This is a genomic window from Salinibacter altiplanensis (assembly GCF_002894645.1).
In the GTDB taxonomy this organism is placed as follows: Bacteria; Bacteroidota; Rhodothermia; order Rhodothermales; family Salinibacteraceae; genus Salinibacter; species Salinibacter altiplanensis.
In genome coordinates this window covers 253,520-279,319 of record NZ_NCQY01000002.1, presented here as the reverse complement: position 1 = coordinate 279,319, position 25,800 = coordinate 253,520, and the positions used below count along the sequence as shown (strand labels likewise).

Genomic DNA, 25,800 nt, shown 5'->3' with positions numbered 1-25,800 from the left:
ACTTCGTCGGATTCAGACGAACTTCCATCTCTTCCCTACAGCGGTACGGATGGATCGCGTCGCTGGAAGGAAGGAGTCCCCTCCCGCTCGGATCGGGTCGTGTCGGTGGCCCCTCGCCGCGGACGTGCGAGAGAATCTGCGTCCCGATTCCGGGGCCGAGAGCGATTGTCCCTCGCCAGGCTGTCCACCTTCGGGACGACGGTCTGCGCATCGTTGCTCCGTCTGCGGGGGGGCGATGTCTCCCTCCCGGACGCCCCCTTCGTGCTGTCTCTCTGAACAGCGCGCTGCTCTCGCAGCTGGGCAAGAAGGGCGCGGGCCCGTTTCCCCTCGGGCGTTTCGGGATAGCGGTCCGTGAGGTGGACCAGGAGGGTCGCAAGGGGACCGACCGGTGCGTCCTGTGCCTGGAGCGCGGCCTGGACCGACTCCGTTCTTGTCTCTTCTCCAGTCGCATCCGGGGGGGCAGGAGCCGACGTCACAGCACTGTCCGATGGCGAGCCCGAGAGTCGCCGACGCGTCGCGGCGGTCGAGTCAGTCAGTCGACGCGGGGGCCCCTCGGGGCCGTCCGCGTCCGCTGTGTCGAGGGCCGACGGAGGGGCACCAGAACCCGGCGGCTGGCGTGGAGAGGCCGCCGGGTTCCGAGACGCCTCCGTGGTATCACGCAACGGATCGGGATCGGCGACCCGCGCCAAGGAATCCACGTGGCGTTCAAACCGGACCCGCCCGTGACCGCTGGAATCGTGCTGGGCAGTTCGGTAGTACACCACTCCGGCGGCCAACAGGGCGCGGGGCGCCACACGGGTTTCACGGTGCGCATCGGCCGCCGTCAAGAATGCCTTCAGGGCAACCTTGTACGCTCCATCGCGCCACGCCTCGTAGGCCCGACCGTACGCCGAGTCCGCCGGGCTTGTCCTCCGCTCGGGGCCCTCATCGGCTACTCGCAATCCAAGCTGCTCTCGGGCGCGCCTCGCAGTGGGCGTCTCAGGATGCGTTTCAATGAGGCGCCGGTACGCGTCATTTCCGGCGGCCGTATCGCCCTGGGCCTGATGCGCCTGGGCCAATCCGTAGAGAGCTTGGGGGGCGACCGAGTGCTCTGGCGTCTCCCTCAACACCCGACGGAACCAGGTCTGTGCCGAGTCCGGACGGCCCGCAGCCCGGAAAAGCGCGTTGGCCAACTCGTACCGCGCAACAGCCCGTCGGTCTTCCATCTCGCCCCGACTCGCCGAGTCTCGCGGCACGGCAGAAACGTCCACGATCCCAGCCGCTACGGACGGGTCCGCGGACGATTCCGGAGCCACGTTCTCTTCGGTCTGGTCAGCACTCGGGCGGGCATTCTGTTGTCCCCGGATGGCCTCCGCGCGACGCCAGTCGTCCATGAGGGGGCGATCTCCCCACGTCTGCTCAAACTGACGGCGTCCCTGCTGCACAAGGGCGGGGTCGCGGTGAAACAGAAACCCAGCGTCGGTCCCTTGCGTCTGCACGGCGGACTGTTCGGACGACGGCGCAGGGGCTTCCTGCACTCCGGTGCGCCTCTCGTCCCGGAACTGCGGTTGCTGGCGCGTGCGCTGAGCCTGCGCCTCCTGCGCCTCCAACCGGCGCTGGCGCACCTCCTCCACGACGGACTGAAACTCGGCGGGCCCCATGCGGCCGAGGCGCAGGAGGGAATCCATCCGGGCCACCGATTGGGACCGCTCCGCCAGTCGGCGAAACCGATTCGCCTGGGCAGCCGCGTCCGATGGCGCTCGCGGAAGCGCCTGGGCCTCTTCTCCCTCGCCCGTGCTCCGGCCCCGCCCGGAGGAGAGGGTCGTCGCCGCCGTGTCGAAATGGGCGGCGGCCCGAGTGAAGTCCTCGTACGTATCTCGGTAGAGCGTCCCCAGCTCGTAATGAATTTGCCCTTTTCCAGCTCCCCGTGGCGCCTCATCTCCCCACAAAGCCTCTCTCAGCACCCGTTTCGCCCGGTCGGGTCGTCCCTGCACCCGAATCAGGCGGGCGCGAGCCCGAGCGATGTCCGCCCGCATCTCGCGTGTGTTGTCGTCCCGTTCCAAATCACTGAGCCGCCTCAGGGCCTGTTTGGGAGCGCCACTCATCCCCTCCATTTCGATTTCTCCCAACGCCGCGGCGAACGCCAAGGGGTACGGAGGATCGTACTCCAGTGCCTGTCGGTAGGCCGCCCGGGCCCTCTCGGGACGTTCGAGCGTCTCGCGCACCTGCCCCAGCAGAAACGCCGCCCGTGCCCCGGTGTCGCCAGGCAGGTCTCCTTCCAGTCCCCGGGCGAGGGCCTGCTCTGCCTCTGTCCATCGTTCCTGCCGTACGAAGAGCTCCCCCCGCACCACTCGCATTCGGGCCGTCCAGCTGCCGTGGTCTTGCGCCCGGTCCAGTCCCGCCCGAAGGGCCTCAGCGGCCTCCGAGTACCGGTCGGCCGCCACCAGTGTCTGCGTGAGTCGGAAGCGGGCCTCGCCTTCCCGCTCGGCATCGAGGGCGGTCACCTCCCGAAATTTCTGGGCGGCCCCCACGTAGTTCTGTTGGTGATATCGAGCCCGCCCGATCAGGAGCAGCGCGTCGTCGACCCACTCCGAGTTGGGATGCTCTCGCAGAACGTCCGCGCTCTTCTGAATTGCGTTCTCGAAAGACGACTGGCCGGCGTCGCCCTGTGGCGCCGGGAATACGGAGAGGTAATGGGCCCGATCAATGTCTTCCTCGGACTCATTCACCGATTCGAGCCCGTTCTCAAAGGCTTGGTTGGCGTTGTAAAAGGCATTGTAGTAGGCCGTAAGGTCGTCGTACTGGCGCCCGACAAATGAGCCTCGCCCGCAGCTCATCATCAGTCCGGTACCGACGAGAAGAAGAGCAAGGCCGCACACCATACGGACTGGTGCCCGCCCCGGAAGAGAGAAGCGACCCATGTCGACACGTCAGTCGCGTCGGAAAGGAGGAAGAGTCTGTGCCGATCCTACAATGGAAGCGGGGCGCTATGAGATCCTCTTGCGACGGCTCAGCGCACCGGACGCTCTCTACTGTACAGAATTGACGTGGATGGTATTGGTGCGCCCGCGGGCCGGCAGCGGCATCCCCACGGTCAACACCACCTTGCCGCCCGGCTTCACCAGGTCGTACTCATGAAGAACGCTGTGGACGCGCGCAATGCCCTGATCGGTGTCTTGCTGAAAGGGAATGTAAAAGGCCTCGGTGCCCCAGAGGCTTCCAAGCTGGGCAACCACCCGCTTGTTGTCGGTGAAGGCATAAATGGGCATGCTGGGCCGGTGTCGGGCGATGGATCGGGCGGTCGAGCCCGAGTTGGTCAGGCAACAGATGGCCTCCGCCCCCACCTGCTCAGCAAGACGACACGCCGTAAAACTGACGCTGTCCGTCACGCTCGCTCCCTGCTCAAAGTGATCGGGAATCATGGTGAGGGCCTGGTGCTGCTCCTGCCAGTAGGACTCGGCCTGGCGAATGATCTGGTGCATCGCCTCCACGACCCGAACCGGGTGCTCGCCCACTGCCGTCTCCGCGGAGAGCATCACCGCGTCGCTGCCGTCGAGCACCGCGTTGGCCACATCGCTCGCCTCGGCGCGGGTCGGGCGCGGATCCTCCACCATGCTCTCGAGCATCTGGGTGGCCGTAATGACAGGCTTGGCCGCCTCCATGCTCTTGCGGATAAGGCGCTTTTGCGTGCCGGGCACCTCCTCCATCGGCATCTCAATGCCCAGGTCGCCGCGCGCCACCATGATGCCGTCCACGATTTCCAGGATCTCGTCGATGTTGCGGACGGCCTGGGGCTTCTCGATCTTGGCAATGACGCTGGTGTTCTTCCCGGTCTCCTCGATGCGGTGAACCAGGGCCTCCACGTCGGAGCGCTCCTGCACGAACGACAGGGCCACGACGTCGACCTCCAGTTCGAGGCCAAGCTCAAGGTCTTTCAGGTCTTTCTCCGTCATCGGGGGGGTGGCAGCCTGCAGGTCGGGCAGGTTGACGCCCTTCCGGGATCGCAACGGGCCGCCCTCCACAACCGTCGCCCGAAGCTGCGAGGCTCCGGTCTCGAGGACTCGCAGTTCAAGCAGGCCGTCGTCGATTAGGATGCGCTCGTCTTCCCGCGCGTCTCGGGCAAGGGCGTCGTAGTCGATGAAGATGTGATCGCTCGTGCTCTCCCGCGGCGTGTCGGTGGACACCACCACCTCATCGCCCTCCACCAGCATTGCCGACTCGTTTTGTACCGGCCCGACCCGAATTTTGGGCCCCTGCAGGTCCTGCAACACCGTTATTCCCGTCCCTTCCGCCTCGGCCACCTCCCGGACCGTCTCCACGCGCTGCCGATGCTCTTCGTGGGTGCCGTGTGAGAAGTTCATGCGGGCAACGTCCATCCCTGCCGCCACCAGGCGGCGAAGGGTGTCCGGGTCCGTGGTTGCCGGTCCCAGCGTGCATACGATTTTTGTTCGGCGGTCCATGCTTCGAAGAGGATTGGGAAACAGCTCGTGCAATGAGGGCTTCAGGTCCCTCGACGGTGACTTCGAGATATAATTGGCTTCAAGTTTAGAAGAGGCCACACGGAAATGCACGGCGAGCGCCGGAGCCGCCCCATTTCCCCGGAAGTCTTCACGGGACGGGGGACGTGCCGGGCGAGGACGCCGCTCCATTCGGGCGCTCCCGCAGCGGGACGTCGGAGGGCCGGTCGGGCGACACCTGCAAGTGGGGCCGTGTCTTCAGGGCATTCGATACCAGGAGAAGCTCTCTGACGGTCTCAAGGGTCAGCAGACCGACGAGCTGTTCGTCTTCCACGACGGGCACAGTCGAGCAGCCCCGCGCCTTCATCTGCCTGAATGCCTCGTCGAGCGGGGCGCTCGGGGCCGTGGTGAAGCAGCCTCTGTCAGCCACCTCTCCGGCCGGGGTGTCGCGGCTGTGCTCGGACAGGGCCTGGAGGAGCTGCTCGCGGCCCAGCAGGCCCACGACGGCCTCCTCCTTCAGTACCGGAAAGGCGTGGTCGGTGCCCGCCAGGAGGGCGTCCACCGCATCGTCGAGGGTGTGGTCAACGGTCAGGGTCGCGAATTGCGTCACCATCGCTTCCCGGACCGGCGTGTCTTCGGTGAAGACGCGGTGGAGGGCCTGCTTCGACTCGTGCTGGGCCCCGACGTACACGAACAGGGCGACAAACAGCAGAACAGGATTCCATGTCGTACCCCCAACCAGCCCAAAGAGGACCGCCATGCCCTTCCCCACAGCTGCGGCCGTCCGGGTGGCCCGGGGGTAATTCCAGCGGAGCGCGAGGAGCGCCCGCAACACGCGCCCCCCATCCATCGGGAAGGCAGGGAGCATGTTGAAGATTGCCAGGACGGCGTTGACCCACATCAGGGACGCTAGGGGAGAGCTGCTCGGAGCCCCCACCGCCGTCGGGGCCATGGTGCCCCCGGTCACCAGCAGCGGAACCGCGAGCCCGATGGCAATCGCGACGTTCACGGCTGGCCCCCCGACGGCAATCCAAAACTCTTTCATCGGCTCGGACGGAATGCGCTCCAGCCGCGCCAGTCCGCCAACCGGATAGAGAGTGATGCTTCGCGTAGGAATCCCGAAGCGGCGAGCGGTCAACGCGTGCCCCAGCTCGTGGAGAACCACGCACGCAAACACACCAAGGGTGAGCCCCACCCCCCAGAGGACCGCGCCCAGGCTCTGTCCCTGAACGTAGTAGTAGGCACCGACGGCGGCAAAAAGCAGCAGAAAAGTCCAGTGCAGGAAAATCCCTATCCCCGCCACGGACCCGACGCGGAGTGATCGCTTCATGCGGCTGGATCAGTTGCTCTCGGAACTCGGATCGCACGAACGGCCCCGCGTCGGCCCCTGGTTCCGTTGGCCCCGTCCGCGCAGGTGTAGTGTCGCGCAGCCCTCAACGGGACGCCCAACGCGTGGAAATCGTTGTACCGAGCCGGATGGAAGGGCGAGGCAGATTCTCCAACTCCCACGAGCGAAGAGGGTGGGATGGGACACTCCGAGCGGTGGCTTCGGGCTGTACACGCCTCCTTGCTCGACCGGGAGCACGCCGACGAACACATTCTGCGCTGTCCCCCCGGCACACCGCTGCGACACTCGCTCAGGGAGGAACTGCCAACCCGTCAATTCTCGCTCTTGCGATTCGTCCCGGCCTTCAACGCAGACCTCGGGGGCAAAGCCATCTGCTCAGGGACGTTCTTCGATGCGGTCCAGTTGGGGCCACAGGTTTTCTTTCCAGTACGGGGTGCGAAGGTGCTCGACGAGTGCCATCCTGTATCGCCCGTCCCCCGCCTCCATGCGGATGAGGCGACGCTCCGGCCCCGTGCCGCGCCAGTAGATCTCGGTCGTGTCGCTCTCCTCCCCGATCGGAGACGGCACCGGGGCCTCATAGCGGACGACGATGCGGTCGGCATCGTAGGTGCCCGCCTCGGTCTCCACGGTCTCGCTCCCGGTCCGGACTGCCCGGACCGACACGTGTTCACTGCTGTCCGCAACGGGCACAGAAAAAGACCGCGTGTCGGTGGTCTCGAAGTCGAGCCCCCGAATTAATAAGGGAAGCTGGGCGGACGGATACGCATTCGGGCGTCGGGCAAAGGAGGAACGACGGTTGCCGTAATCGTCACTCCGTGTGCGTACCTCCACGGGCCCGTCGGGCGGAAAGGCCAGCTCGCGGTACTGGTTCGAGCACCAGTCGAAGCTCGTGAACGACTGCTTGAAGGGCCGAAGGTCTTCCTGCCGTGCATTGACGACCCAGTTGCGCTTGTACTGATACGATCCGCTCTTGAGCTCGTAGAACAGGGCGTACTTGAACGACGACACCCCTGTGCCGTCCGTCATCTTCGTCATCTCGGCCGGGCTGAACCGGTGCTTAACGAGGTACGTCCCCACCACGAACTGCTGCTGGTGTGCGCGACCGTACTGATCCTGGGTGCGCTCGACTCGGTAGAACGCAACCTCCGCCTGGCCATCGTTCCAGACCTCTCCCGTGAGGTACGCGGCGTCCGTGATCGGGAGCGACTCGGTCTCGGAGGAGGTGGACGAGCGAGTGCACCCGGCGAGAAGACCAGCCGAGAGGGCCAGGCCCATCGCAGCGACTACAGAGAGACGGCACGGCATGGGCTGGGGGCAGGCGGGTCGACGATCAACACGGATTCAGTTGTGTTTGTCGAGGCCGTCCGGGGGCCGTTACGGTTCTCTCCGCCGGAAGAACCACCATCCCAGTCCGACGAGCAGCCCCCCTATCACCACGGCCGCGAGCACGGGCCGGCGTCGGAGGGCCGCCCGCAGTGGGCGTACGGGCTGCAGCTCAACGCCGTCCAGGTTCAGGAAGCGTCCCACGGCCCCCGGCTGTGCGTCGGCGCCGAGGCGGGCCACCGGATCGCCCCGAAGTCGCACTTCCACGGTCAGCCCCGAGATGTGAAGGGCCTCGTGGACGCGACCGGTCGTTCGGGCCCGCTGCCCAGAGGCGAACGGCCCCGAGGCCAGGAGACGACGCCCGGCTCGGAGGCTTGGGAGATCAACGACAATCCGGTCGCCCGTGCCCCGAATGTCGATGTCTTCTCCATCGACGGCAAGCTGGAGATCGGCGAGAACTTCGAGGGGAAGTGCCATATCGGACACGGAGATTGGGCGGCCCCTGGTCCGGATGGGCCAGATCGATTGCCAGACGAGGGACGGGCCGGAGGTGAAGAAGATAGGAGACGCCTTGTGCACACGGCACCGTGGGCTCAGTGCCCGTTCAGGGGCTCAGTGCACTCGTGGAGTCAGGGCACCTCGAACCGCCCAGAACGGAATTCGGAGCGCGGTGGCCTGGGCACGTGAAGCCGGCGCTGGCGGGGGCTCATGGCAGCAACAGAGGCGTAGCCCCCCGCCGCACCGACCTGAGAGAAGACATACGCTGAAGGACTGATTTACGATTCGTTGTCTTTCGTCCGAATCTTTAGGGTCCCGTCCATATTCCAGTGTGCATGTCGGGCATCGTCCCCGACCTTGCTGGGCACATGGAGGTCGAAGTCATCAAACTCGTAGGTAATTTCGGCGCCGCGGCCGGTGAGCTTGTCGTATAGACCGATGGCAAGTTCCGGCCACGTTTTGGTGTCATCTACTTCAGCCATAGCTGAATGTGATTTTGTTTCGGGATGTGATAAGCGATTAACCCCAACACTCGTACGTTTTTGAGGTTCACCCACATGGAAGTCCGGAGGGGATCTCTGGTTTCCCCCTCAGGGTGAAACGTTTTCGTAATGGGCAGCTCGTTGCCACGACCTCTCGCGAGCTCGCAATCTATTTCTTTCCGGGTCCGTACGAGCTACCGTTCGGTGGACACCACATTTCCCTTCTTCTATGTCTCCTTCCTCCTCAACCATATTGGTCACTGGCGCCACCGGCTACGTGGGCGGCCGCCTCGTTCCCTGTCTGCTCCGCGAAGGATATTCGGTCCGGTGCTTCGTGCGAAGTGCCAAGCGCCTCAAAGCGCAGCCCTGGAGCGACGACGTCGAGGTGGCGGTGGGCGATGCCCTGGAGGGCGACACGGTGCCGCCCGCCATGCAGGACGTGGATGCCGTCTATTACCTCATCCACTCCCTCGGGGCCGGGGAGGACGCATTTGAGGACCGGGACCGGCGCGCCGCCACCAACGTCCGGCGCGCCGCCGAAGGGGCCGGCGTGCAGCGGATCGTCTACCTGGGCGGCATGCGGCCGAAGGGAGAGCGGCAGTCCAAACACCTCCAGAGTCGCATCGAAACGGGCAAGGTGCTGCGGGACGGATCCGTGCCCGTTACGGAATTTCGGGCCGCCCAGATTGTCGGATCCGGAAGCCTGTCGTTCGAGCTGGTCCGGTACCTGACCGAACGGGTGCCCCTCATGATCTGCCCCCGGTGGGTCTACACCCCAACGCAGCCGATCGCCATCCGGAACGTCCTCCAGTACCTGGTCTCGGCGCTCCAGCAGCCGGACAGTGCCGGAGAAATCGTCGAGATTGGGGGGTCCGACGTCTTTACCTACGCCGAGATGTTCGAGATCTACGCCGCCGTCCGAGGGCTCACCCGGTGGGTGGTGAACGTGCCGTTTCTCACCCCTCGGCTCTCGTCGCACTGGATCGGGTTCGTCACCCCCGTCTCGAACAGCATCGCTCGTCCACTCATCGAGGGACTCGACAACGAAGTGGTCGTTGAGGACCCCGAGAAGGCGCACTCCCTCTTCCCGGACATCGAGCCCATCTCGTTCGAGGCGGCGTTGCGGCTTGCCCTGCGGCGGGCGGAAACGGGAACCATCCCGACCGTCTGGAACAGCGCCGTCTCCTCGGTGCCCAACGAGGCCCCCTCGACGCAGCTGGAGATCAGCGAGGGCCTGTACCGGGAGGAGCGCGCCGTGGACGTGGACGCTCGGCCCGCCCTCGTCTTCGATACCCTCGAACAGCTGGGAGGCGACACGGGCTGGCTCTACGGGGACGCCCTGTGGCGCCTGCGCGGGTGGATCGACCAACTGGTCGGCGGCGTCGGGTTTCGCTACGGACGGCGGGACCCGGACACCCTTCGCGTCGGCGACACGGTCGACTTTTGGCGCGTGGAGGCCCGCGAGGAGAATCAGCTGCTGCGCCTGCGGGCGGAGACACGGCTCCCGGGGCGCGCCTGGCTCCAGTTCAAGGTCTCTCCCCACACCGAAGATGACGGCCGCAGTCGCATCACGCAGACGATCTTCTTCGAACCCAAGGGACTGACCGGGACGCTGTACTGGTCGCTCGCCCGGTGGGTGCACCGCCCTCTGTTTGCGGGCCAGCTTCGTGCCCTCGCCGACTGGGCCGAGGACCGCGCCGACGACGAGGACGGTTCCTTCGAGGCCTCGACGGCAACGAGCGTGCCCACCTCCGCGTAGGCGTCGTGGCCGCGCCTCGCCAGTTCATTCCTTATCAGTTCATCCCCCAGATCGCCGCGTTGAGCGCGAGGGCGTACGTCACCCACGCAAGATACGGCACGAGCAACCATCCGGCGGTGGGCCGCACACGGAAGAAGCGGTCCATCGTCCAGGCCAGAAGTCCCCACAGCCCGAAAATGACGACGAGTCCAAGGGTGGGCGACCGGGCGCCGAAGAACGCAAACGACCACCCGGCATTGGCGGCAAGTTGAAGGCCAAACGCCGTGAGGGCCGTCTGAACCGGGCGTCGATCCGGGCCGCAGCGCCACACCAGGAACGCGGCGACCCCCATGAGGGCATACAGGGTGGTCCAGGCCGGGGCGAACACCCAGTTGGGCGGGGTAAAGCTCGGTTTGGCGAGGGTTGGGTACCAGGTGGTGACGGAGGTCTGGGTGATCCAGGCGGCCAAAAGCCCCACGCCCTCACAGAACAGAATCGCTCCGAGGGCCTGTCCGAGCAGCGCAAGTACTTGGTGCCGATCGTTGAACATTGCTCGACTCCACTGGCGCGAAAGACAACTGGCACACAAGATAGAGCCTCCGGCGAACTTTTTCACGGCCGGCCCTCCATTCCCGGACGCCCGGTGGGGTAGCCGTCGCACAGCGAACGTCCCTCGACTGCATCCGTAGGGGTCGCAGATTTTGCTTCGACACTCCTCTGGCCTGGGTGGGCGCCCGTTTTCCACCGACCTGCGTCGATGACCCGACGGTGGTCTCCCGAGGCGCACCGGCTTTCTCGGTTCCCGATCGAGATTCCCGCATGGACGACTCTCCCCAAACGCAACTGGCGTCCAGCCTTTCAACCGTTGATGTCGTCGCCCTCACGGTCGGGGTCGTGATCGGGGCCAGTGTCTTTGAGACCCCTGCCCTCGTGGCTGGAAATACCGGCAGTGGCTGGATCATGCTGCTTGCCTGGGTGCTGGGGGGCGGCGTGTCGATCGTAGGGGCTCTCTGTTACGCCGAACTGACCACGGCCTACCCCCACGCCGGCGGCGACTATTTTTACTTTCAGCGGGCCTTCGGGGACTGGCTGTCATTTCTGTTTGCGTGGGCCCGTCTGGTGGTGATTCAGACCGGCTCCATCGCCCTGCTGGCCTTCGTGTTCGGCGACTACGCCACCGAACTGTGGTCCCTGGGCGCATACTCGCCCTCCATCTACGCTGCCCTGGCCGTCGTCGGCCTTACGCTGCTCAACGTGAGAGGCGTGCGGCAGGGTAAACACGTGCAGCGGGGCCTCACCGTCGCCACGATCATTGGCCTGCTCGTCATCATCGGGGCAGGCCTTTTCCTCGTTCCGGCGTCGGCCGTGTCCTCCGCAGGCCCGGGAGCGTCGGGGGGCGGAACTGGCAGCTTCGGGATGGCCATGGTCTTCGTGCTTTTGACCTACGGGGGGTGGAACGAGGCGGCCTACCTCTCGGCCGAGGTCCGCAACCTTCGCCACAACATGACGCGGGGGCTGTTTGCAAGCCTCGGCCTCATTGCCGGGCTCTACCTGCTCGTGAACTGGGCCTACCTCCAGGGACTCGGGCTCGCCGGCATGGCCGACTCGCAGGTCGTCGCGGCCGACCTGATGCGGGCCGCCTTCGGGACCCCAGGGGCCCAGCTCATCAGCCTGCTGGTCGTGGCGGCCGCCCTTAGCTCCACGAACGCGACCATCTTCACTGGGGCGCGGACCAGCTTCGCGCTCGGGCGGGACTTTCGCCTCTTCCGCTTCTTAGGCCACTGGGACGAGGACGCCGAGACCCCCGCCACGGCCCTCCTCGCCCAGGGCGGCATCGCGCTCATGCTGGTGGGCGTGGGCGCCGCCACCCGGCAGGGCTTCGAGGCGATGGTGGATTACACCGCCCCCGTGTTCTGGCTGTTTTTCGGGCTGGCCGGCGCGGCCCTCTTCGTTCTGCGCCGGACCGAGCCCGAGGTATCTCGTCCCTTCCAGGTTCCCTTGTATCCCGTGACCCCACTTCTCTTCTGTGCAGCCTGCGTGTACATGCTCTGGTCCAGTGTGGTCTACGCCGGCACCGGTGCCCTGCTGGGCATCGGGGTGCTGCTGGCCGGCGTTCCGCTGCTGACCCTACGGGAATCTCACTCCTTAGACGCCTCCCCCTGACGCTTTCTCAATGCCGACTCGTCTCAACGCCGGATCGTCTCTCCCTGATCAACACCCCCCCATGCCCCTTCTCCGGTCGCTTCCGCCTCTCCTACTCGCACTCGGCCTTCTGCTGGCCAGTGGGCCACGGTCCGGACACGCCCAGCAGGAGGACACCACCGAGAGCACGACACTGCCGGAACTGACGCCGCCCGAACAAGAGTCGGACGTGCCCTACGTGCCGACCCCAGAGCCCGTCGTCGACCGCATGTTGGAGCTGGCCAACGTAGACGAGACGGACATCGTGTACGACCTCGGGAGCGGGGACGGACGCATCGTCATCCGCGCGGCCCGCACGTACGGGGCGCGCGGCGTCGGCATTGAGATCGACCCCGCCCGCGTCGAAGAAGCCCGCAAGAATGCCCAGAAGGCTGGTGTGTCGGATCTCGTTGAGTTCCGGCAGGGCGACCTGTTTGCATCCAACATCAGCGACGCGACGGTGGTGACCTTGTATCTGCTGCCGTCGGTCAACCAGAAGCTCCGTCCCATCTTGTTCGAGCAGCTGTCCCCCGGCACGCCGGTGGTGTCTCATGACTTTGACATGGGCCAATGGTCGCCGGACCGGACGGTGGACCTGAAGGGCGATACCGTGTACCGCTGGACCATTCCGGAAGAGATTCCTGAGGACCTGCAGGACCGGTAGCCCCTGTTCGCTCTTGCTTGCACACCCAGGGATTGATCGTCGCATGACCCTGCTCGGCCTTCCGTTCGGCACGGCCACGGCCCTTGCGGTCGTGGGGGCCCTCTCTCTTCCTGCCTACGCTCTGTACCGCGTGGATACGGACCGAGCCAGCGAGCACGGGACAGTTTTCGGCCGTCGCCCGTCCGCGTCGTAGTCGCCCATGTCGATCGGCCTCTCACCGACAGTCGGGCTGCATCTCTTCGTCCTCGTGGGCATCGGGGGCTATTTCTTTCTCCGAAGCGAGACCCAACGGCTCGCAGATTACATGCTCGCCGGCCGCGGTGTGGGCACCCGGCCACTGTGAGCATGATGGCCCTGCTCGGGGTCGCCCTGGCCTACTCGCGGCCCAGGACGATCTTCGACATCATCGACTTTGCCTTCGTCGGGCTCGGGGCGACGCTCGGGCTGCCCCTCACTTTTCTGGTCCTATGGCTTTCTGGTCCTATGGCCCCGCACGACGGGACCCGGCGTGTTTGCGGGTGGCCGCGGGGCTGATGAGCGCCACCGGCAACTTGTACCTTTCGCCCGCCATGTTTCCCGTCCTGGTGTGGCCTGTGGCCCTGGTGGTCTTCCCAGGCACATGTTACGCCTCCCTCCCAGTCGTCCCCCACGCCGACATCGACGTCGTAGTCCTACTCGTACACCGCGTCCGGGTCGAATACCTTCTCACCATCGACCGTCCAGCCGTCGCCGTCACCCCGGCGGTGAAAGCACGACCGGAAGCCGGTGTGGCACGCCCCGCCATCCTGCTGTACCTTGAAGAGCAGCGTGTCGCCGTCGCAGTCGAGCCGAACCTCCTCTACGTCCTGGGCGTGGCCACTCGTCTGTCCCTTCACCCATCGCTCTTGTCGCGAGCGGCTCCAGTAGACCATCCGGCCTGTATCTAGGGTCTCCTGCAGCGTGTCGGCCGTCATGTACGCCATCATGAGCACCTGGTCGGTCTCGGCATCCTGGGCGATGGCGGGGACGAGGCCGTCGTCGTCGAACGCGACGGCGTCAAGGAGAGCATTCGGACTGGGCATGGGGCGTTGATCTTAGGAAGAATAGGGCAAGCTGCACCGTCGAACTTCTTCTCCATGCGTGCTGTTCTGTAGACCCTGTCAATCACTGTTCGCCCTCCCGATGCACCGCGTTCTCTCGTTTCTACTTCGGGTCCCGCGTCTTCTCCTCATCGGACTGGTGCAGGCGTACCAGCTCCTGCTGTCTCCCCACCTAGGCCGCACGTGCCGGTTCCATCCCACCTGCTCCACCTACGCGATCCAGGCGTTTCGGGAATACGGCGTGCTCAAGGGCTTGGTGCTCACCATTCATCGGCTGCTTCGATGCCACCCGTGGGGCGGGCACGGCTACGACCCGCCCCGGTGGTTTGGAGAAGAGCATTTTGGAGAAGAGCATCCGGCCTCGGACTATCGACCGCAGGCCACAGAAGAACGGCGATGAAGCTGCTTGCCCTCCTGTCGGGTCGACTCCCTCGGGTAGACGTGTTGGGTTTGTGGCACAAACAGGTTTGCCTGGAACATCGACCCACCCGAGCGAATTTGTCTTCGACGGATGTTTGTAGCGCAAACAAGTCGTCTTCTTCAACAGGTCTCTCTTCGTCCGATGTCTTCTGCGGAAGCACGCGCGTCGGACCCGCCTCGCTCTCCAGACCAGGTCTGGTTCTTCACTCAATACTATCATCAACTGAAGGGGCTCTGCTACGCGCCTGCAGGGGGATTGCTTCTTCTCGGCGTGCTCGGGGGTCTGCTCGTGCGTCCCCAGATGCTGATTTATGGGGCGCCCCTCGGGGCGTTTGCCCTCCTCGTTCTCACGTCTCCGTGGGTGTGGTACATGCACCGACGCTACGAGAGCACATACGGGCGGGTCCGAAACCGAGAGGGACCCGGGAGTCCCCTCGGAACCCCGAATGTATTCTCGGCATGGACCTTCGTCCCCCTCTTGACAGGGGCCTTCTGCTGGATTGCACTCATTACGTTTTACATTCCGCAGCACACTCCCCTCGGCGACAACCATTTCCTCGTGTTCTTCCCAGGGTGGTTGCTGATTGTTGCGAGCCTGCCGGCACCACTTCCTCATCTTCGCTGGACGTACGCGACGACGGGCGCTCTTCTCTTCCTAGCCCCCCTTCTCCCTCTGATCACGACCAACATGGTCCTGGTGCAGGCCGTGAACTACGGGCTCCTGGGAGCCGTCCTCCTCGGCGTTGGTCTTTACAATCATCGCCTCCTCGTCAGCACCCTCGGCCCGATACACGACACGAGGGAGGTGAGCGCCGATGAGTGATTCGGACTCCGACGTGCCTTTTGAGCATCTCGCCGAACTGGATAAGCTGATCCACGAGCCCGCGCGGCTGTCAATCCTCACGGCCCTCTCGTCGTGCGGACAGGCCGACTTCACATTCCTACAGCGCCTGACGGGCCTCACGCGGGGCAACCTCTCGAGCCACCTGTCGCGGCTCGAAGAGGCGAGCCTGGTGGACGTGGACAAGTCATTTGAGGACAAGACGCCCGTGACAACCGTGTCGCTGAGCGAGAACGGCCGTCGCACGATCGCCCGCTACTGGGACGACCTACAGGCCCTCCGCGACGAGGCCGATCGGTGGGACGCCGACGACGTGGAGTCGACGGGATAATTGCAATGACTCTGTCCCGCCCATTCCCTTCCCAGCCTCACGATTTTCCACTCGTCTCTTCTTCGGTCCACGTGGAAGTCATGGCACAATCCACGGGGCACGAGGTACAGCCGAGCGGGTCCTTCAGTCACAACCTCTTCTCATCCCGCCGCCCGTCCACCCGCACATGCCATCGCCCACATTCCGCCTTTACAACACGCTGACGCACGAGACCGAGCCGGTCGAGCCGATCGAGGAGGAGCACCTCCGCTTCTACAGCTGTGGGCCGACGGTGTACATGTACGCCCACATCGGCAACTTCCGGTCGTTTCTCACGGCCGACCTCATCCGGCGCACGGCCGAGGCGATCGGGTGGGACGTGACCAACGTGAGCAACATCACGGACGTGGGGCACCTCACGCAGGACGACCTCGTGGACCCGGGGGGCGAGGACAAGATGCAACGGGCCCTGGAGCGGGAGGGGGAGCGGTTCGCCAACATCTACGACCTCGCCCGCCACTACACGGAGGCGTTCCTGGAGGACTGGGGGGCCCTCAACCTGCGCGAGCCGGAGGTGCGGCCCCGTGCTACGGAGCACGTCACGGACCAACTGGAGGCTGTCATTGAGCTCGTCGAGACGGGCCACGCCTATACGACGGAGCAGGGCGTCTATTTCTCCGTCGAGAGCGTCGACGACTACGGCCACCTCAGCGGCAACACGGAGGCGCAACAGCTGGAGGCCACGGACCGCGACGTGGTGGAGGACCCCGAGAAGCACGATCCGCGCGACTTCGCGCTCTGGAAGCACGACCCCGATCACCTTATGCACTGGCACAGCCCCTGGGGCTGGGGCTACCCCGGATGGCACATCGAGTGCTCGGTGATGGGCATGCAGTACCTCGGCGACCGATTTGACCTCCACACTGGGGGGGAAGACTTGATTTTTCCCCACCACGAGTGTGAGATCGCGCAGAATCAGTCCCTCGCCGGGCACCCCGTCGTCAACTACTGGGTACACACCCGCTTCTTGCAGGTGGAGGGCGAGAAGATGTCGAAGTCGACGGGCAACTTCTACACCGTCCGTGACCTCATCGCGCCGGGCCCGAATGACAAGCACGTGCCGGACTCGGTTCGGGAACAGGGGGGCATCGATCCGCTTGCCCTCCGCTACACCCTGATGCAGGGCCAGTACCGGAAGCCGTTCAACTTCACGCTCGATGCCCTCCACACCGCCGCCCGCCACGTCCGCCGGTATCAGGACGCGGCCGAACGGGTCGAAGAGGCGTTGGAGGCCGACGCCGCCGGCCCCGACCACCTGGGCGACCGTCTCGGGGCCATTCACGAGCGGACCCTGGAGGCCATGTGCGACGACCTCAACACCCCCGCCGCCACGGCCGCCGCCCTGGAGGGTGTGAAGGCCATCGAACAGACGGACCGCCTTAGTGGGGACGCGGCCCGGAGCGCCCGCAACTGGCTCGACCGCACGAACGCCCTGCTCGGCATCGTCGAGTCCGAGCACGACGCAGAGCCGGCCACCGACGATGGCTCCCAGGACGGCCTATCGGCCGGCCACCTGTCCAGCTCCATCAACACGCTTCTGGAGGACCGAGAGGCCGCCCGCACCGAGGGCGAGTACGCCCGCGCCGACGCCATCCGCGACACGCTGGAGGCCCTAGGCATCGAGGTGATGGACACCCCCGACGGCACCGAGTGGCGGCGGACGATAGAAGTGGGCTGAATGAGTGATGCCCCGTGATGGGTGAAGAAGGCAATGTTCACTGATGTTACGCATCACGGGGCACGCATCACGGCCCCCCTTCGTAGTTCTTGCGTTGCACATTACTCTTGATTCGCTCATGGCCGTCTCGTCTGACTACGACATTTCCTCCCGTCCCCGCCGACTGCGCAGGACCGCGAACATCCGCCGCATGGCCCGGGAGACACGGCTGTCGACGGACCACTTGATTGCTCCGCAGTTCGTGATGGACGGCGAGAACAATCGAGAGGAAGTCCCGTCGATGCCGGACACGTACCGCCACACGGTCGACCGGCTCGTCGACCATGCGGAGACACTAGATGCCCTCGGGATTCCAGCCATTGCCCTCTTCCCCGCCATTCCCGACGGCCTGAAGACCCCGGACGCCGGGCACGCCCTCGACCCCGATCATCTCTATCCGAACGCCATTCGGGCCCTCAAGAAGGCCGTGCCGGAGCTGATGGTGATTACCGACACCGCCCTCGACCCCTACAACAGCGACGGCCACGACGGGATCGTGCGAGACGGCATCATCGACAACGACGCGACCATTCAGGTGATGTGTCAGATGGCGGTGCTCCACGCCGAGGCCGGGGCCGACGTCATTGCTCCGTCCGACATGATGGATGGGCGCGTGGGCGCCCTCCGCGACGCGCTCGACTCCGCCGGGCACACCGATGTTGCCCTCCTGTCCTACACCGCCAAGTACTCGTCGAACTACTACGGCCCGTTCCGCGACGCGCTCGACTCCGCCCCCGAAGACGCGGCGAACGCGCCGGCCAAGGACATCCCCGAGAACAAGGACACCTACCAGATGGACCCGGCAAACGGCGAGGAGGCCGTCCGCGAGCTCATGCTCGACCTCGACGAAGGGGCCGACATGGTGATGGTCAAGCCGGCCCTTCCCTACCTCGACGTCATCCACCGCGTCCAGCAGCACAGCGATGTGCCGGTCGCTGCCTACAACGTGAGCGGCGAGTACGCCATGATCAAGGCCGCCGCCCAGAATGGCTGGCTCGACGAAAAGGCCTGTGCCTTGGAGGCACTCACCGGCATCCGCCGCGCCGGGGCCGATGTCATCCTTACCTACTTCGCAGAGGACGCGGCCCGCTGGCTGGAGCAGTGACGAGTTTCAGGGGATGCGTTTCGAATTCGTCGCCTCCCTAGGTACGTTCAACCTGCACCCTCATCCCCCATCCACAAAAATCCGCACTTTCAAGATGGCAGTTGAGATCACCCACATCGACTACAGCGACCTCGCCGGCGGCCTCGTCCGCATGATGGACCGGTTTAAGGAAGAGGGCACCCTGACCGGCGAGATCGAGGACGACGACCGGCTCCGAGACGACCCGAACGCCGCCCTCCTCGGCCTGCTCTACGACCAGCGCGTCCGGGCCGAGTCGGCCTTTACCGGCCCGCTTCGCCTCAAGGACCGCCTCGGGCACCTCGACATGGAAAAGATCGCCGCGATGGACTTCGAGCCGTTCCAGGAGCACTTCGCCGAGTCCCCCGCCGTCCACCGCTTCGTCAACAAGATGGCGGAGAACACCCAGACTGTGGCCGCCCACATTGCGGACGAGTATGACGGCCGCGCGGCGAACATGTGGAACGACGGCGCCGACCTGGACACCATCGAAAAGCGCCTCCAGGACCTGCCCGGCTTCGGCCCGGCCAAGGCCTCGAAGATCAAATACGTCCTCCACTACTTCGGGCACCGCGACTTCTCGAACGCGGCGTAGGGCTCCGGCCTGGAGACCGGTCCGCACAATCTGCAGGAAACGATGCGGGCCGCCTACTCCCAGGCCCCGTCCCCGTGGCAAGCGCCCCGTTTCGGAACGGGCTCCCGTCCGGGTACGACGGGCACGGGCACGCAGATGCTGGCCACCACGCTCAGACACACCGGAGGGGATCCCTAGCACAGGGACAGCCAACCAGCTCTCATCGGCGCTCTGTGCGATACAGGATCCCCTCTTGGCCAGTGCACACGCACTGCGAGTCGCTCTCAAGCCCAGCATGCCCCTCCAAGCGCAGTAGCGGCCGGCAGCCCGCCCCCGAAGTGGGCCGTTACGACCGCGAACGAAGCGTCTGCATCATGTCTTCTACAAACTCCCCGTCAATCTCCGGGACGGCGTCTTCCTCGATCAACTGTTCCCGCTTCTCGGGCGTGGCCTCGAAGAAGCGGGCCATCGTGTCGCCCATGGACACGACCCAGGCCCATTTGGCGTCCACCATTCCCGCACCGGTCGCCGCGTCGTCCCCCGGACCCGCCGAATCGCCCATTGCACTCTGGCCCTTCGTCACGTCCTTGGCGGCCTGGTTGACAAGCTTTTTCTTCACCTCAGATGGGCTCAGAGAGCTGTTCTTCTCCAACATCAGGGCCACAACGCCCGCCACCTGTGGGGCCGCCGCCGATGTCCCACTGAAGAGGCCCCAGCTGTCATCCCCGGTCCCGGTCGACGAGGTGTCGAGCCGGCTTCCGGGCGGAACGGGAAGCATCAGGAGCGGCGCAGGAAGAGACGATGAGTCATTGCCCACCATTCCGCAGAGGTCCGGGACCTGCCGCCCGGAGTACAGGCTGCTGTCGAAGCTGGCCGCGTAGCTGGAAGCTTCGAGGTCCAGGTCGGGGTAGCTCACGTGTACCCCCCCGACGGCAATAACATCGGGGTGGCTGGCCGGGAAGCCGTATCCGTTCGGCCCATTCCCCGCGGAGAAGCACACGACAATGCCGTTGTTCACGGCGTTGGCAATCGCAGCCTCCATCGCCTTCAGCGTGTTGTACAGGGAGCGACTGCGGTTGCGAATGTCCCTCCAGGACGTGCCGGGTTGGTCCACCGACCAGCCCCAGCTGTTGGTGATGATGTCTGGATTCTGATTCCGGGCCTTGTTGAATGCTCCAACCGCGTCGTTTCCCATTTTTACCGGAATTAGCTGGGCATCAGGGGCGGCCGAGAAGATGTTGGCCGCTTCTCCGGTGCCGTGTCCATAGCTGTCCTGGGACGGGTTTCTGGCACCGGGGCCAAGGATTGTCGAGCGCGTGCGGTAGCCACGCCGTTCGTAAAACTCGTGTTCGTAAAACCCCGTGTCCGGCATGGCCACCTTTATCTTCGAACCGGTAATCGCGTTGCGGTGCACACGGGTGGCCCGGAGGATCGTGGCGACCTCGTCGGGGACTGTGAAGTAGTGGTACGCATCCGAGTGAGGCTCCGCAATGGGAGAAATGGGGCTCTCGGCATGGAATTCAGGAGGGACAACTGGTGTGGCCCCTTCCGCCCAGTCCCCCAGCGCTCCGGCCATTTCTTGTTCGTCCTCTTCCACGTCGAAGTACTCTGCCTCCGCGCCATCAAACACTTCTTTCGTCTTGCCCTTCAGAGCCACCCCAAACACGTCTTGGCACAGGTCGGCCGAGCCCCCGACCGAGATGGTGGCTGGATTCACGTCGAGGACGCGGAACCCCAGCTCTCGGAGCTCACGCTCGGCCTCCTCAGTAACCCCCGGATCCGAATTGTACTCGTCGACATTCCCTCCGGTAATGGGCTCCTCGGTGTCGAATAGGGAGACTCCGCCCTTGGATTTGGTCGAGATAATGGTGACGATTTCTGGGTTTTCCTCAGCGTCAGACATGGTTTCTCTGGTCTATTATGAGGGAGTTCATGAAGGATAAACGTCGAGTGGCCATCGAACGAACTAGTGAAACTCGGGGGAAACCGGAAACGCAACATCGTCCACGAGGGACGACAGCTCTTCAGGAATCTGGACCGGCGCTGTCGCCTCGTACACCTGTCCTCGGCTTGTGTCCGCATCGGTAGACCCCGGGCGCGCTTTCAGCGTGGTGTCGAACACTTCCTCGAACCGTTCCTTGTCCCCCGAAATCGAGAGCCCCACCTCGCTGGCCTGAACCACCTCGAACCCAAGATCACGGAGGGCCTCTTTCGCGCGTTCGATTACGTGGCTCTCGACTCGATGCGAGTCTACGGTTTCCGACGTAATGGGCTCATCCGGATCTAACACCGAAGACCCATCCGCAGAACGGAGAATCACTTGGGCAACCACGTCGTCGGACATGCTCGAGTCTATCATCTTGCCAATTGTTTGCAGCGATGATAAGTGTATGAGGAGATGGGACGCACCTCACGGGGACGAGTGACGTATACGGGCCCTCCCACTCTGGAGAACACGGCTCCCTTCCCACCCGCGGACGTGTGAAACGAACGTCTTTATGGATTCCTGCGTTGCACGGACGTTAAAGCCCAAGCGTCGGCCAATCGCCTGCACAAGAAGTTCCGCCGGGGAACCCCGTCTCGGGAAGACAAGAACGGCGGAAAGAGGGAGTCTCCCCCATCGCATCTCCGGGCCCTGGAAGACTGCGGCATCCGTCAGGAGCCGCCGTCTCGGCTAGGAGCTTACCGTCTTTACTGGGTCGTCAGAACAAGCGATGCCTAAACAGCAACATGCACGTTTTAAATCTAGACGGCGGGGGGACTGCCGTCAACACTTTTATGTTCTGTCACACTTAGTTCACTAAATATTAAAATTTTCAGCGAATATATACACGTCCCTCGGAAAAACACTACCCCGGGTTTCCCCACTGAGTCGCACTCTCCCATGCACTTACAGCGGGTTCTGTGCTCTCCCCTCCAGTGATTGGAAGTTGGGGCTCTGCTGATCGTGCTCCGGATCGCTCTTTCTCTGTGGAATAGTCCTTGTTACGGATTTACCCCCGTCCTGGGGCGAAAGAGAAGGAGACTCCTCTCCCCCCGGCATTGAGGCCTTCTTGAGCCCCGATCCAGGCGAGAGTTCGTGCGCCTCCACGGACGGGATCTCAGACCGGTCGAGGTCCCCTGAAACGCAAGTGTGCCCTCCGATCAACGAAACAGACATGCACCTACATGAAAACCTTCAGTACTCCAACGGCGCGGGATTGGCTCCGCGGCTGGACGTTGACGTACATTCCGAACCAGGATGAGGCGGAGCGTTTGGCCACGCAACTTCACACCCACCTAGAAGTGAACGGGCTCGATGGCCTCCGTTTGTCCGATGGGGTTCGCTCGGAACTGGAGAACGTAATGGGGACCGCACAGGACGAGAATGCCCGCTCTCCAGCGACGGTCGTAGAAACGATTTTGTCCGATCACCTGCCCCCCGAGATCGCCGAGGCAGCCGCGGCCCCGCTCGCGTTTCACAACTTGAATCAGGGCAAACGGACCCTTGAGGTCGACGTCGAACAGGCGATGCCGCCTGCACTGGCGGCGACCATTGAGAAGATTATTCGTGCCAAGATCACCGAAGACGGTGCGGCCCGGATTCAAACCATGTACGAAGAGGTAGGGCCCGAGGGACTCCGACGGTGGCTTCTGAGTTCAAACTGACGGTCGTTTCAGGGCCCTGGTCTACGCCGCCTCCACTCTTCCCCTCAACGGGGCTGCTGCGTTCGAAAAATCGGGCGTCTCTCCCACGCCCCCCATGTCCGACACTCCGATCGCACGGGGTCGACGACCGGGTTCCCAGGACGTTGCCGGCCACCATGGCATCTCAGAAGAGGCGGAGGACCCGTTCCTATCCCCCCGGCGTGGACTGGGCCTCGGTGGAGTCCTCCGCGGCGGACCGGTCGTCGGCCTCAGCCGGCTCCGTCGGTGCCTCCTCAAATTTCTTCCGCTCGCGGTTGCGCTGCGTCGAGGCCTGCGCCGCCGGCGCTACGTAGTAGTACGCCGCTGCGACCCCCAGATTAAAGAGGGCCGCGCCCACGCCCAGTGCAGCCCCCAGGTATCGCGGCCCCGACAGGGCAAGGCGAATCATCACCGTCGCCGCGGCGAACCCGGAGTTCCGAAAGACCACGTGATACGTCACACTGTGGCGAAGCGACATCAGAACCACAAGAATGTCGCTGAAGATGAGCACCGTGTAGAAGGTGTTGAAGAAGGGAATGCCTTCTTCGCCGACAAGCGGCCCCAGCACAGCGTACGCGGCAAGGCCGGACAGGACGAGAAGCAGACCGTTCGCCACCAGCTTTTTCTGTCGGACGAAGAACTGCTGTTCCCCTTCCGACTCGGTAATGGGCTGGTGCAGTTGCAGTTTGTAGAACAGACCGAGGATGACAAAGATGAGCAGGGCCGCCGTGGCGTCTACCACGAGGTGCTGCACCGCCTCCCGCCCCGTCTCCATTCCCCACTGGATGGGCTCTTCTTCAAACTCCACGAGCTCCTTGAAGGAGCGACGGAGCAGGATGAGCGAAAACACTTCAAACTGCTTGCCTGCCGTGTCGGCCACACTCGTGGCGAGGCCCACAACCAGCCCGACAAGCTCCACCACGAGGAAAAGCGTGAAGGCAACGTCGATGGCCTTGAAGTGATTGGTCGAGACGGCCCTCCCCATCGGCTCGGGCAGCCAGCCCATCCGGCTGAGCTCAATCGCGACAAGGGCCCCCAAAAAGCCCCCAACGAGCCCCCCCGCCACCATACGACGAGCCTCCTCGCCCTCCCACCATTCTTCGAAGACATCGAAGACACGGCCACTGAAGCGAAGGATCGCAAGAGCAGCACTCATGGGGACGCACGAAACACCGTGAGGGCAAAGATCGGATGGAGCACGCCACACGCACGCCGGAACAGGCGGTTTTCGGGGGGCGAACGCCCTTTCAATACAGTCACATGCACAGCTCCCTACGACCGAGGGGGGTCTTGAGATCGAGCTAGAGCGTCTCCGGGGCAATCTCCACCACCTGCCGGTTCATCATCGCGAGGGTGCGGGCCGAATACGACTTGACGAGGCGGTGGTCGTGGGTCGCCACGAAGAGCGTCATTCCCTGCTTGTGCAGCTCCAGCAGCAATTCATGAATCTCGTCGGCCACGGACGGGTCCAGGTTGCCCGTAGGCTCATCGGCCAGGAGCACCCACGGGTCGTTGGCAATTGCCCGCGCGACGACAACGCGCTGCTGCTCGCCCCCCGACAGTTCGTGGGGGTAGCTGCGGTGCTTGTGGCTAAGGCCCACGCGCCCTAGCACCTTGGTAACCCGGCTCTTCACCTCCGAGGCAGATGTACCGGTGGCGTGCAGGGCAAAGGCCACATTCTCGTACGCCGTCCGGTCTGGAAGGAGCTGAAAGTCCTGAAAGACGACCCCAATCGAGCGCCGGAGATGCGGAATGTCGTCCCGCCCAATCTCGTCGGATCGGTAGTCTCCAATTTGAACGACCCCCGAGTCGGGAAGCAGATCCATGTACAGCAGGCGCAGAATCGTGCTCTTGCCACTGCCCGTGGGCCCCACCAGATACGTCTTCTGCGACTGGTCGATGTGGAAGGAGACGTCGTCCAACACCGAACGCTGGGTGCCGTTCGGCAGGGAGAACGAAATGGAGACGTCGCGAAAGTCGATCACGGACAGAAAGATCAAGCCGGGCAGAGAGGCCTACATGATCGCGGTCCGGACAGGAAGGATCAACCCTTTTCGTCCCGTCCGGGACAGAAGCGTTCTCCAACAGAGATGCGCCGGACACGCGACCGCCGCGAGTCACCCACAAGCTGACCCCGTACGGGCCAGAGACCTACGTGGCGGGCCGGGCCTGCTGGTGGCGGTGACGGGCGATGGCCACGGCCAGCTCCATTGAGCTTCGCATGCTGCCCGGCAGGGCCATGCCTTTGCCCGCAATGCCGAAGGCCGTCCCGTGGTCCGGCGACGTGCGCACGATGGGCAGCCCCGCCGTGTAGTTGACGCCGTGGTCGAACGCGAGGGCCTTGAAGGGCACGAGCCCCTGGTCGTGGTACATTGCCAAAGCGGCGTCGTGATCGGCATCGAGTTGGGTCCCGAAGAACCCGTCCGCCGCAATCGGCCCCTCCACCCGAAAGCCTTCCTGCTGCGCGGCCCGCAGGGCCGGCGCAATGACCTCCTCTTCTTCTTCGCCGAAGGCGCCGGCCTCTCCTGCGTGTGGATTCAGTCCAAACACCACAATCTTGGGCTGCTCGATCGCGAAATCATCACGCAGGGATGCATCGAGGACACGCAGCTTTTCGAGAATGGCCTCCTTCGTCACCGCCGACGGGACCTTCGACAGCGCAACGTGACTCGTCACGAGCCCCACCCGTAGTCCCCCGGCCACCATCATCATCGTCGGTTGCACGCTGCCCGTCTTCTCCGCGAGGAATTCGGTGTGGCCCGGCACGTCGTACCCCGCTTGCTGAACCGCGTCCTTCGAGATCGGCGCAGTGACCATCGCGTCGACGGTCCCGGCCCGACACGCCTCCACGGCCCGTTCGACCGCCCGCATCGCCAGCCCGCCCCCCTCCGCCGTGATGGATCCAAACAGAACGGGCGGCTCCGGATCCTCGGCCACATCGAGCACCGCCACGTCGCCATGCGGCACCTCCTCCGGCACCTCGTCCACAACATGGATGTCGAGGTCCGAGAAGCCAAGCACGTCGGCGTGCACCCGCAGCACGTGGGCCGACCCGATGAGAACCGGGGTCATGGACGGCATCAGGCTGGGATCATGCAGGCTCTTCAGCACCACCTCGGGCCCGATCCCATTCGGGTCGCCCAGGGTAATGGCCAGGCGGGTGGGCGCGCCGTCCGGCGCCGGCGGTTCAGGTCGCTGGAAGGTGGGTCGCTGAATTTGCATGAAGGCGTCGAATCGATTCGGAAAAGCACATTGAAGACGGCGACAGCCCAGGTCGACTGGGCCAGGGACGCCGCACCGCGCCCGAACACCAGCCGGTCGGGCGCCTCCGCACAGAGGC

General features: G+C 64.5%; 25 protein-coding genes. 12 read left to right on the top strand and 13 right to left on the bottom strand.

Annotation, left to right across the window (positions count from 1 at the left end; translation table 11 throughout):
* Positions 1-35: 35 nt before the first annotated feature.
* The 6 genes from porW to B7R93_RS01250 all read right to left on the bottom strand — a co-directional run bounded on the left by porW (position 36) and on the right by B7R93_RS01250 (position 8,087).
* Positions 36-2,900, bottom strand: a complete 2,865-nt coding sequence (gene porW / locus B7R93_RS01275) for a type IX secretion system periplasmic lipoprotein PorW/SprE (RefSeq protein WP_103019031.1) — start codon at positions 2,898-2,900, stop codon at positions 36-38.
* 108 nt (positions 2,901-3,008) lie between these two features.
* A complete protein-coding gene (gene pyk, locus B7R93_RS01270) occupies positions 3,009-4,439 on the bottom strand; it encodes a pyruvate kinase (protein WP_103019030.1) in 1,431 nt (476 codons plus the stop codon).
* Positions 4,440-4,587: 148 nt separating this feature from the next.
* Positions 4,588-5,766: a site-2 protease family protein gene (locus B7R93_RS01265; RefSeq protein WP_103019029.1), complete on the bottom strand. Its 1,179-nt coding sequence runs from the start codon at positions 5,764-5,766 to the stop codon at positions 4,588-4,590.
* A 393-nt stretch (positions 5,767-6,159) separates the two neighbouring features.
* On the bottom strand, positions 6,160-7,089 hold the full coding sequence (locus B7R93_RS01260; RefSeq protein ID WP_103019028.1) for a DUF3108 domain-containing protein: 930 nt from the start codon (positions 7,087-7,089) through the stop codon (positions 6,160-6,162).
* A 69-nt stretch (positions 7,090-7,158) separates the two neighbouring features.
* Positions 7,159-7,584, bottom strand: coding sequence for a hypothetical protein (locus B7R93_RS01255; RefSeq protein ID WP_232797892.1), 426 nt, complete (start codon positions 7,582-7,584; stop codon positions 7,159-7,161).
* Between the two features lie 299 nt (positions 7,585-7,883).
* The gene (locus B7R93_RS01250) at positions 7,884-8,087 is read right to left on the bottom strand and encodes a hypothetical protein (RefSeq protein ID WP_103019027.1); all 204 of its coding nucleotides are present in this window, start codon (positions 8,085-8,087) and stop codon (positions 7,884-7,886) included.
* Positions 8,088-8,316: 229 nt separating this feature from the next.
* On the opposite strand from B7R93_RS01250, the gene B7R93_RS01245 reads away from it, so the two are divergent.
* Complete coding sequence (locus B7R93_RS01245) at positions 8,317-9,846, top strand: SDR family oxidoreductase (protein ID WP_103019026.1); 1,530 nt, start codon at positions 8,317-8,319, stop codon at positions 9,844-9,846.
* A gap of 34 nt (positions 9,847-9,880) precedes the next feature.
* On the opposite strand, the gene B7R93_RS01240 is transcribed toward B7R93_RS01245, so the two are convergent.
* The gene (locus B7R93_RS01240; protein WP_103019025.1) at positions 9,881-10,375 is read right to left on the bottom strand and encodes a TspO/MBR family protein; all 495 of its coding nucleotides are present in this window, start codon (positions 10,373-10,375) and stop codon (positions 9,881-9,883) included.
* A 269-nt stretch (positions 10,376-10,644) separates the two neighbouring features.
* Between B7R93_RS01240 and B7R93_RS01235 the strand changes: the two genes are divergently transcribed.
* From B7R93_RS01235 to B7R93_RS15625, 4 genes are all read left to right on the top strand, one after another.
* Complete coding sequence (locus tag B7R93_RS01235) at positions 10,645-11,988, top strand: APC family permease (protein WP_103019024.1); 1,344 nt, start codon at positions 10,645-10,647, stop codon at positions 11,986-11,988.
* 61 nt (positions 11,989-12,049) lie between these two features.
* Positions 12,050-12,670, top strand: a complete 621-nt coding sequence (locus B7R93_RS01230) for an SAM-dependent methyltransferase (RefSeq protein WP_103019023.1) — start codon at positions 12,050-12,052, stop codon at positions 12,668-12,670.
* 43 nt (positions 12,671-12,713) lie between these two features.
* Positions 12,714-12,863 (top strand): hypothetical protein, encoded by a 150-nt coding sequence (locus B7R93_RS15420; protein WP_198598552.1) that lies wholly within the window; start codon positions 12,714-12,716, stop codon positions 12,861-12,863.
* A gap of 152 nt (positions 12,864-13,015) precedes the next feature.
* The gene (locus B7R93_RS15625; RefSeq protein ID WP_232797891.1) at positions 13,016-13,204 is read left to right on the top strand and encodes a hypothetical protein; all 189 of its coding nucleotides are present in this window, start codon (positions 13,016-13,018) and stop codon (positions 13,202-13,204) included.
* 137 nt (positions 13,205-13,341) lie between these two features.
* Here B7R93_RS15625 and hisI read toward each other — a convergent pair whose 3' ends face one another.
* Positions 13,342-13,731, bottom strand: a complete 390-nt coding sequence (gene hisI / locus B7R93_RS01220) for a phosphoribosyl-AMP cyclohydrolase (RefSeq protein ID WP_103019022.1) — start codon at positions 13,729-13,731, stop codon at positions 13,342-13,344.
* A 100-nt stretch (positions 13,732-13,831) separates the two neighbouring features.
* On the opposite strand from hisI, the gene yidD reads away from it, so the two are divergent.
* The 6 genes from yidD to B7R93_RS01190 all read left to right on the top strand — a co-directional run bounded on the left by yidD (position 13,832) and on the right by B7R93_RS01190 (position 18,815).
* Positions 13,832-14,149, top strand: a complete 318-nt coding sequence (gene yidD, locus B7R93_RS01215; RefSeq protein ID WP_103019021.1) for a membrane protein insertion efficiency factor YidD — start codon at positions 13,832-13,834, stop codon at positions 14,147-14,149.
* A 162-nt stretch (positions 14,150-14,311) separates the two neighbouring features.
* Positions 14,312-14,992, top strand: coding sequence for a hypothetical protein (locus B7R93_RS01210; protein WP_232797890.1), 681 nt, complete (start codon positions 14,312-14,314; stop codon positions 14,990-14,992).
* A complete protein-coding gene (locus tag B7R93_RS01205; RefSeq protein ID WP_103019020.1) occupies positions 14,985-15,341 on the top strand; it encodes a transcriptional regulator in 357 nt (118 codons plus the stop codon). The genes B7R93_RS01210 and B7R93_RS01205 overlap by 8 nt, the downstream gene beginning before the upstream one ends.
* A 166-nt stretch (positions 15,342-15,507) precedes the next feature.
* Positions 15,508-17,058, top strand: a complete 1,551-nt coding sequence (cysS, locus tag B7R93_RS01200; RefSeq protein WP_232797889.1) for a cysteine--tRNA ligase — start codon at positions 15,508-15,510, stop codon at positions 17,056-17,058.
* Positions 17,059-17,176: 118 nt separating this feature from the next.
* A complete protein-coding gene (gene hemB / locus B7R93_RS01195) occupies positions 17,177-18,202 on the top strand; it encodes a porphobilinogen synthase (protein WP_103019018.1) in 1,026 nt (341 codons plus the stop codon).
* A 94-nt stretch (positions 18,203-18,296) separates the two neighbouring features.
* Positions 18,297-18,815: an HhH-GDP family DNA glycosylase gene (locus B7R93_RS01190; protein WP_103019017.1), complete on the top strand. Its 519-nt coding sequence runs from the start codon at positions 18,297-18,299 to the stop codon at positions 18,813-18,815.
* A gap of 325 nt (positions 18,816-19,140) precedes the next feature.
* Here the strand turns inward: B7R93_RS01190 and B7R93_RS01185 are convergent, their stop codons facing one another.
* Together B7R93_RS01185 and B7R93_RS01180 are read right to left on the bottom strand one after the other, a co-directional pair.
* Positions 19,141-20,697 (bottom strand): S8 family serine peptidase, encoded by a 1,557-nt coding sequence (locus tag B7R93_RS01185; protein WP_232797888.1) that lies wholly within the window; start codon positions 20,695-20,697, stop codon positions 19,141-19,143.
* 63 nt (positions 20,698-20,760) lie between these two features.
* Positions 20,761-21,138, bottom strand: coding sequence for a hypothetical protein (locus B7R93_RS01180; protein ID WP_103019016.1), 378 nt, complete (start codon positions 21,136-21,138; stop codon positions 20,761-20,763).
* An 824-nt stretch (positions 21,139-21,962) separates the two neighbouring features.
* Between B7R93_RS01180 and B7R93_RS01175 the strand changes: the two genes are divergently transcribed.
* Complete coding sequence (locus B7R93_RS01175) at positions 21,963-22,442, top strand: hypothetical protein (RefSeq protein ID WP_232797887.1); 480 nt, start codon at positions 21,963-21,965, stop codon at positions 22,440-22,442.
* 187 nt (positions 22,443-22,629) lie between these two features.
* Here B7R93_RS01175 and B7R93_RS01170 read toward each other — a convergent pair whose 3' ends face one another.
* The 3 genes from B7R93_RS01170 to pdxA form a co-directional block, all read right to left on the bottom strand.
* Positions 22,630-23,616 carry a hypothetical protein gene (locus B7R93_RS01170; RefSeq protein ID WP_232797886.1) on the bottom strand — a complete coding sequence of 329 codons (987 nt, stop codon included), beginning with the start codon at positions 23,614-23,616 and terminating at the stop codon, positions 22,630-22,632.
* Positions 23,617-23,761: 145 nt separating this feature from the next.
* On the bottom strand, positions 23,762-24,445 hold the full coding sequence (locus B7R93_RS01165; protein ID WP_103019198.1) for a cell division ATP-binding protein FtsE: 684 nt from the start codon (positions 24,443-24,445) through the stop codon (positions 23,762-23,764).
* Positions 24,446-24,611: 166 nt separating this feature from the next.
* Complete coding sequence (gene pdxA, locus B7R93_RS01160; protein WP_232797885.1) at positions 24,612-25,682, bottom strand: 4-hydroxythreonine-4-phosphate dehydrogenase PdxA; 1,071 nt, start codon at positions 25,680-25,682, stop codon at positions 24,612-24,614.
* Positions 25,683-25,800 lie beyond the last annotated feature (118 nt).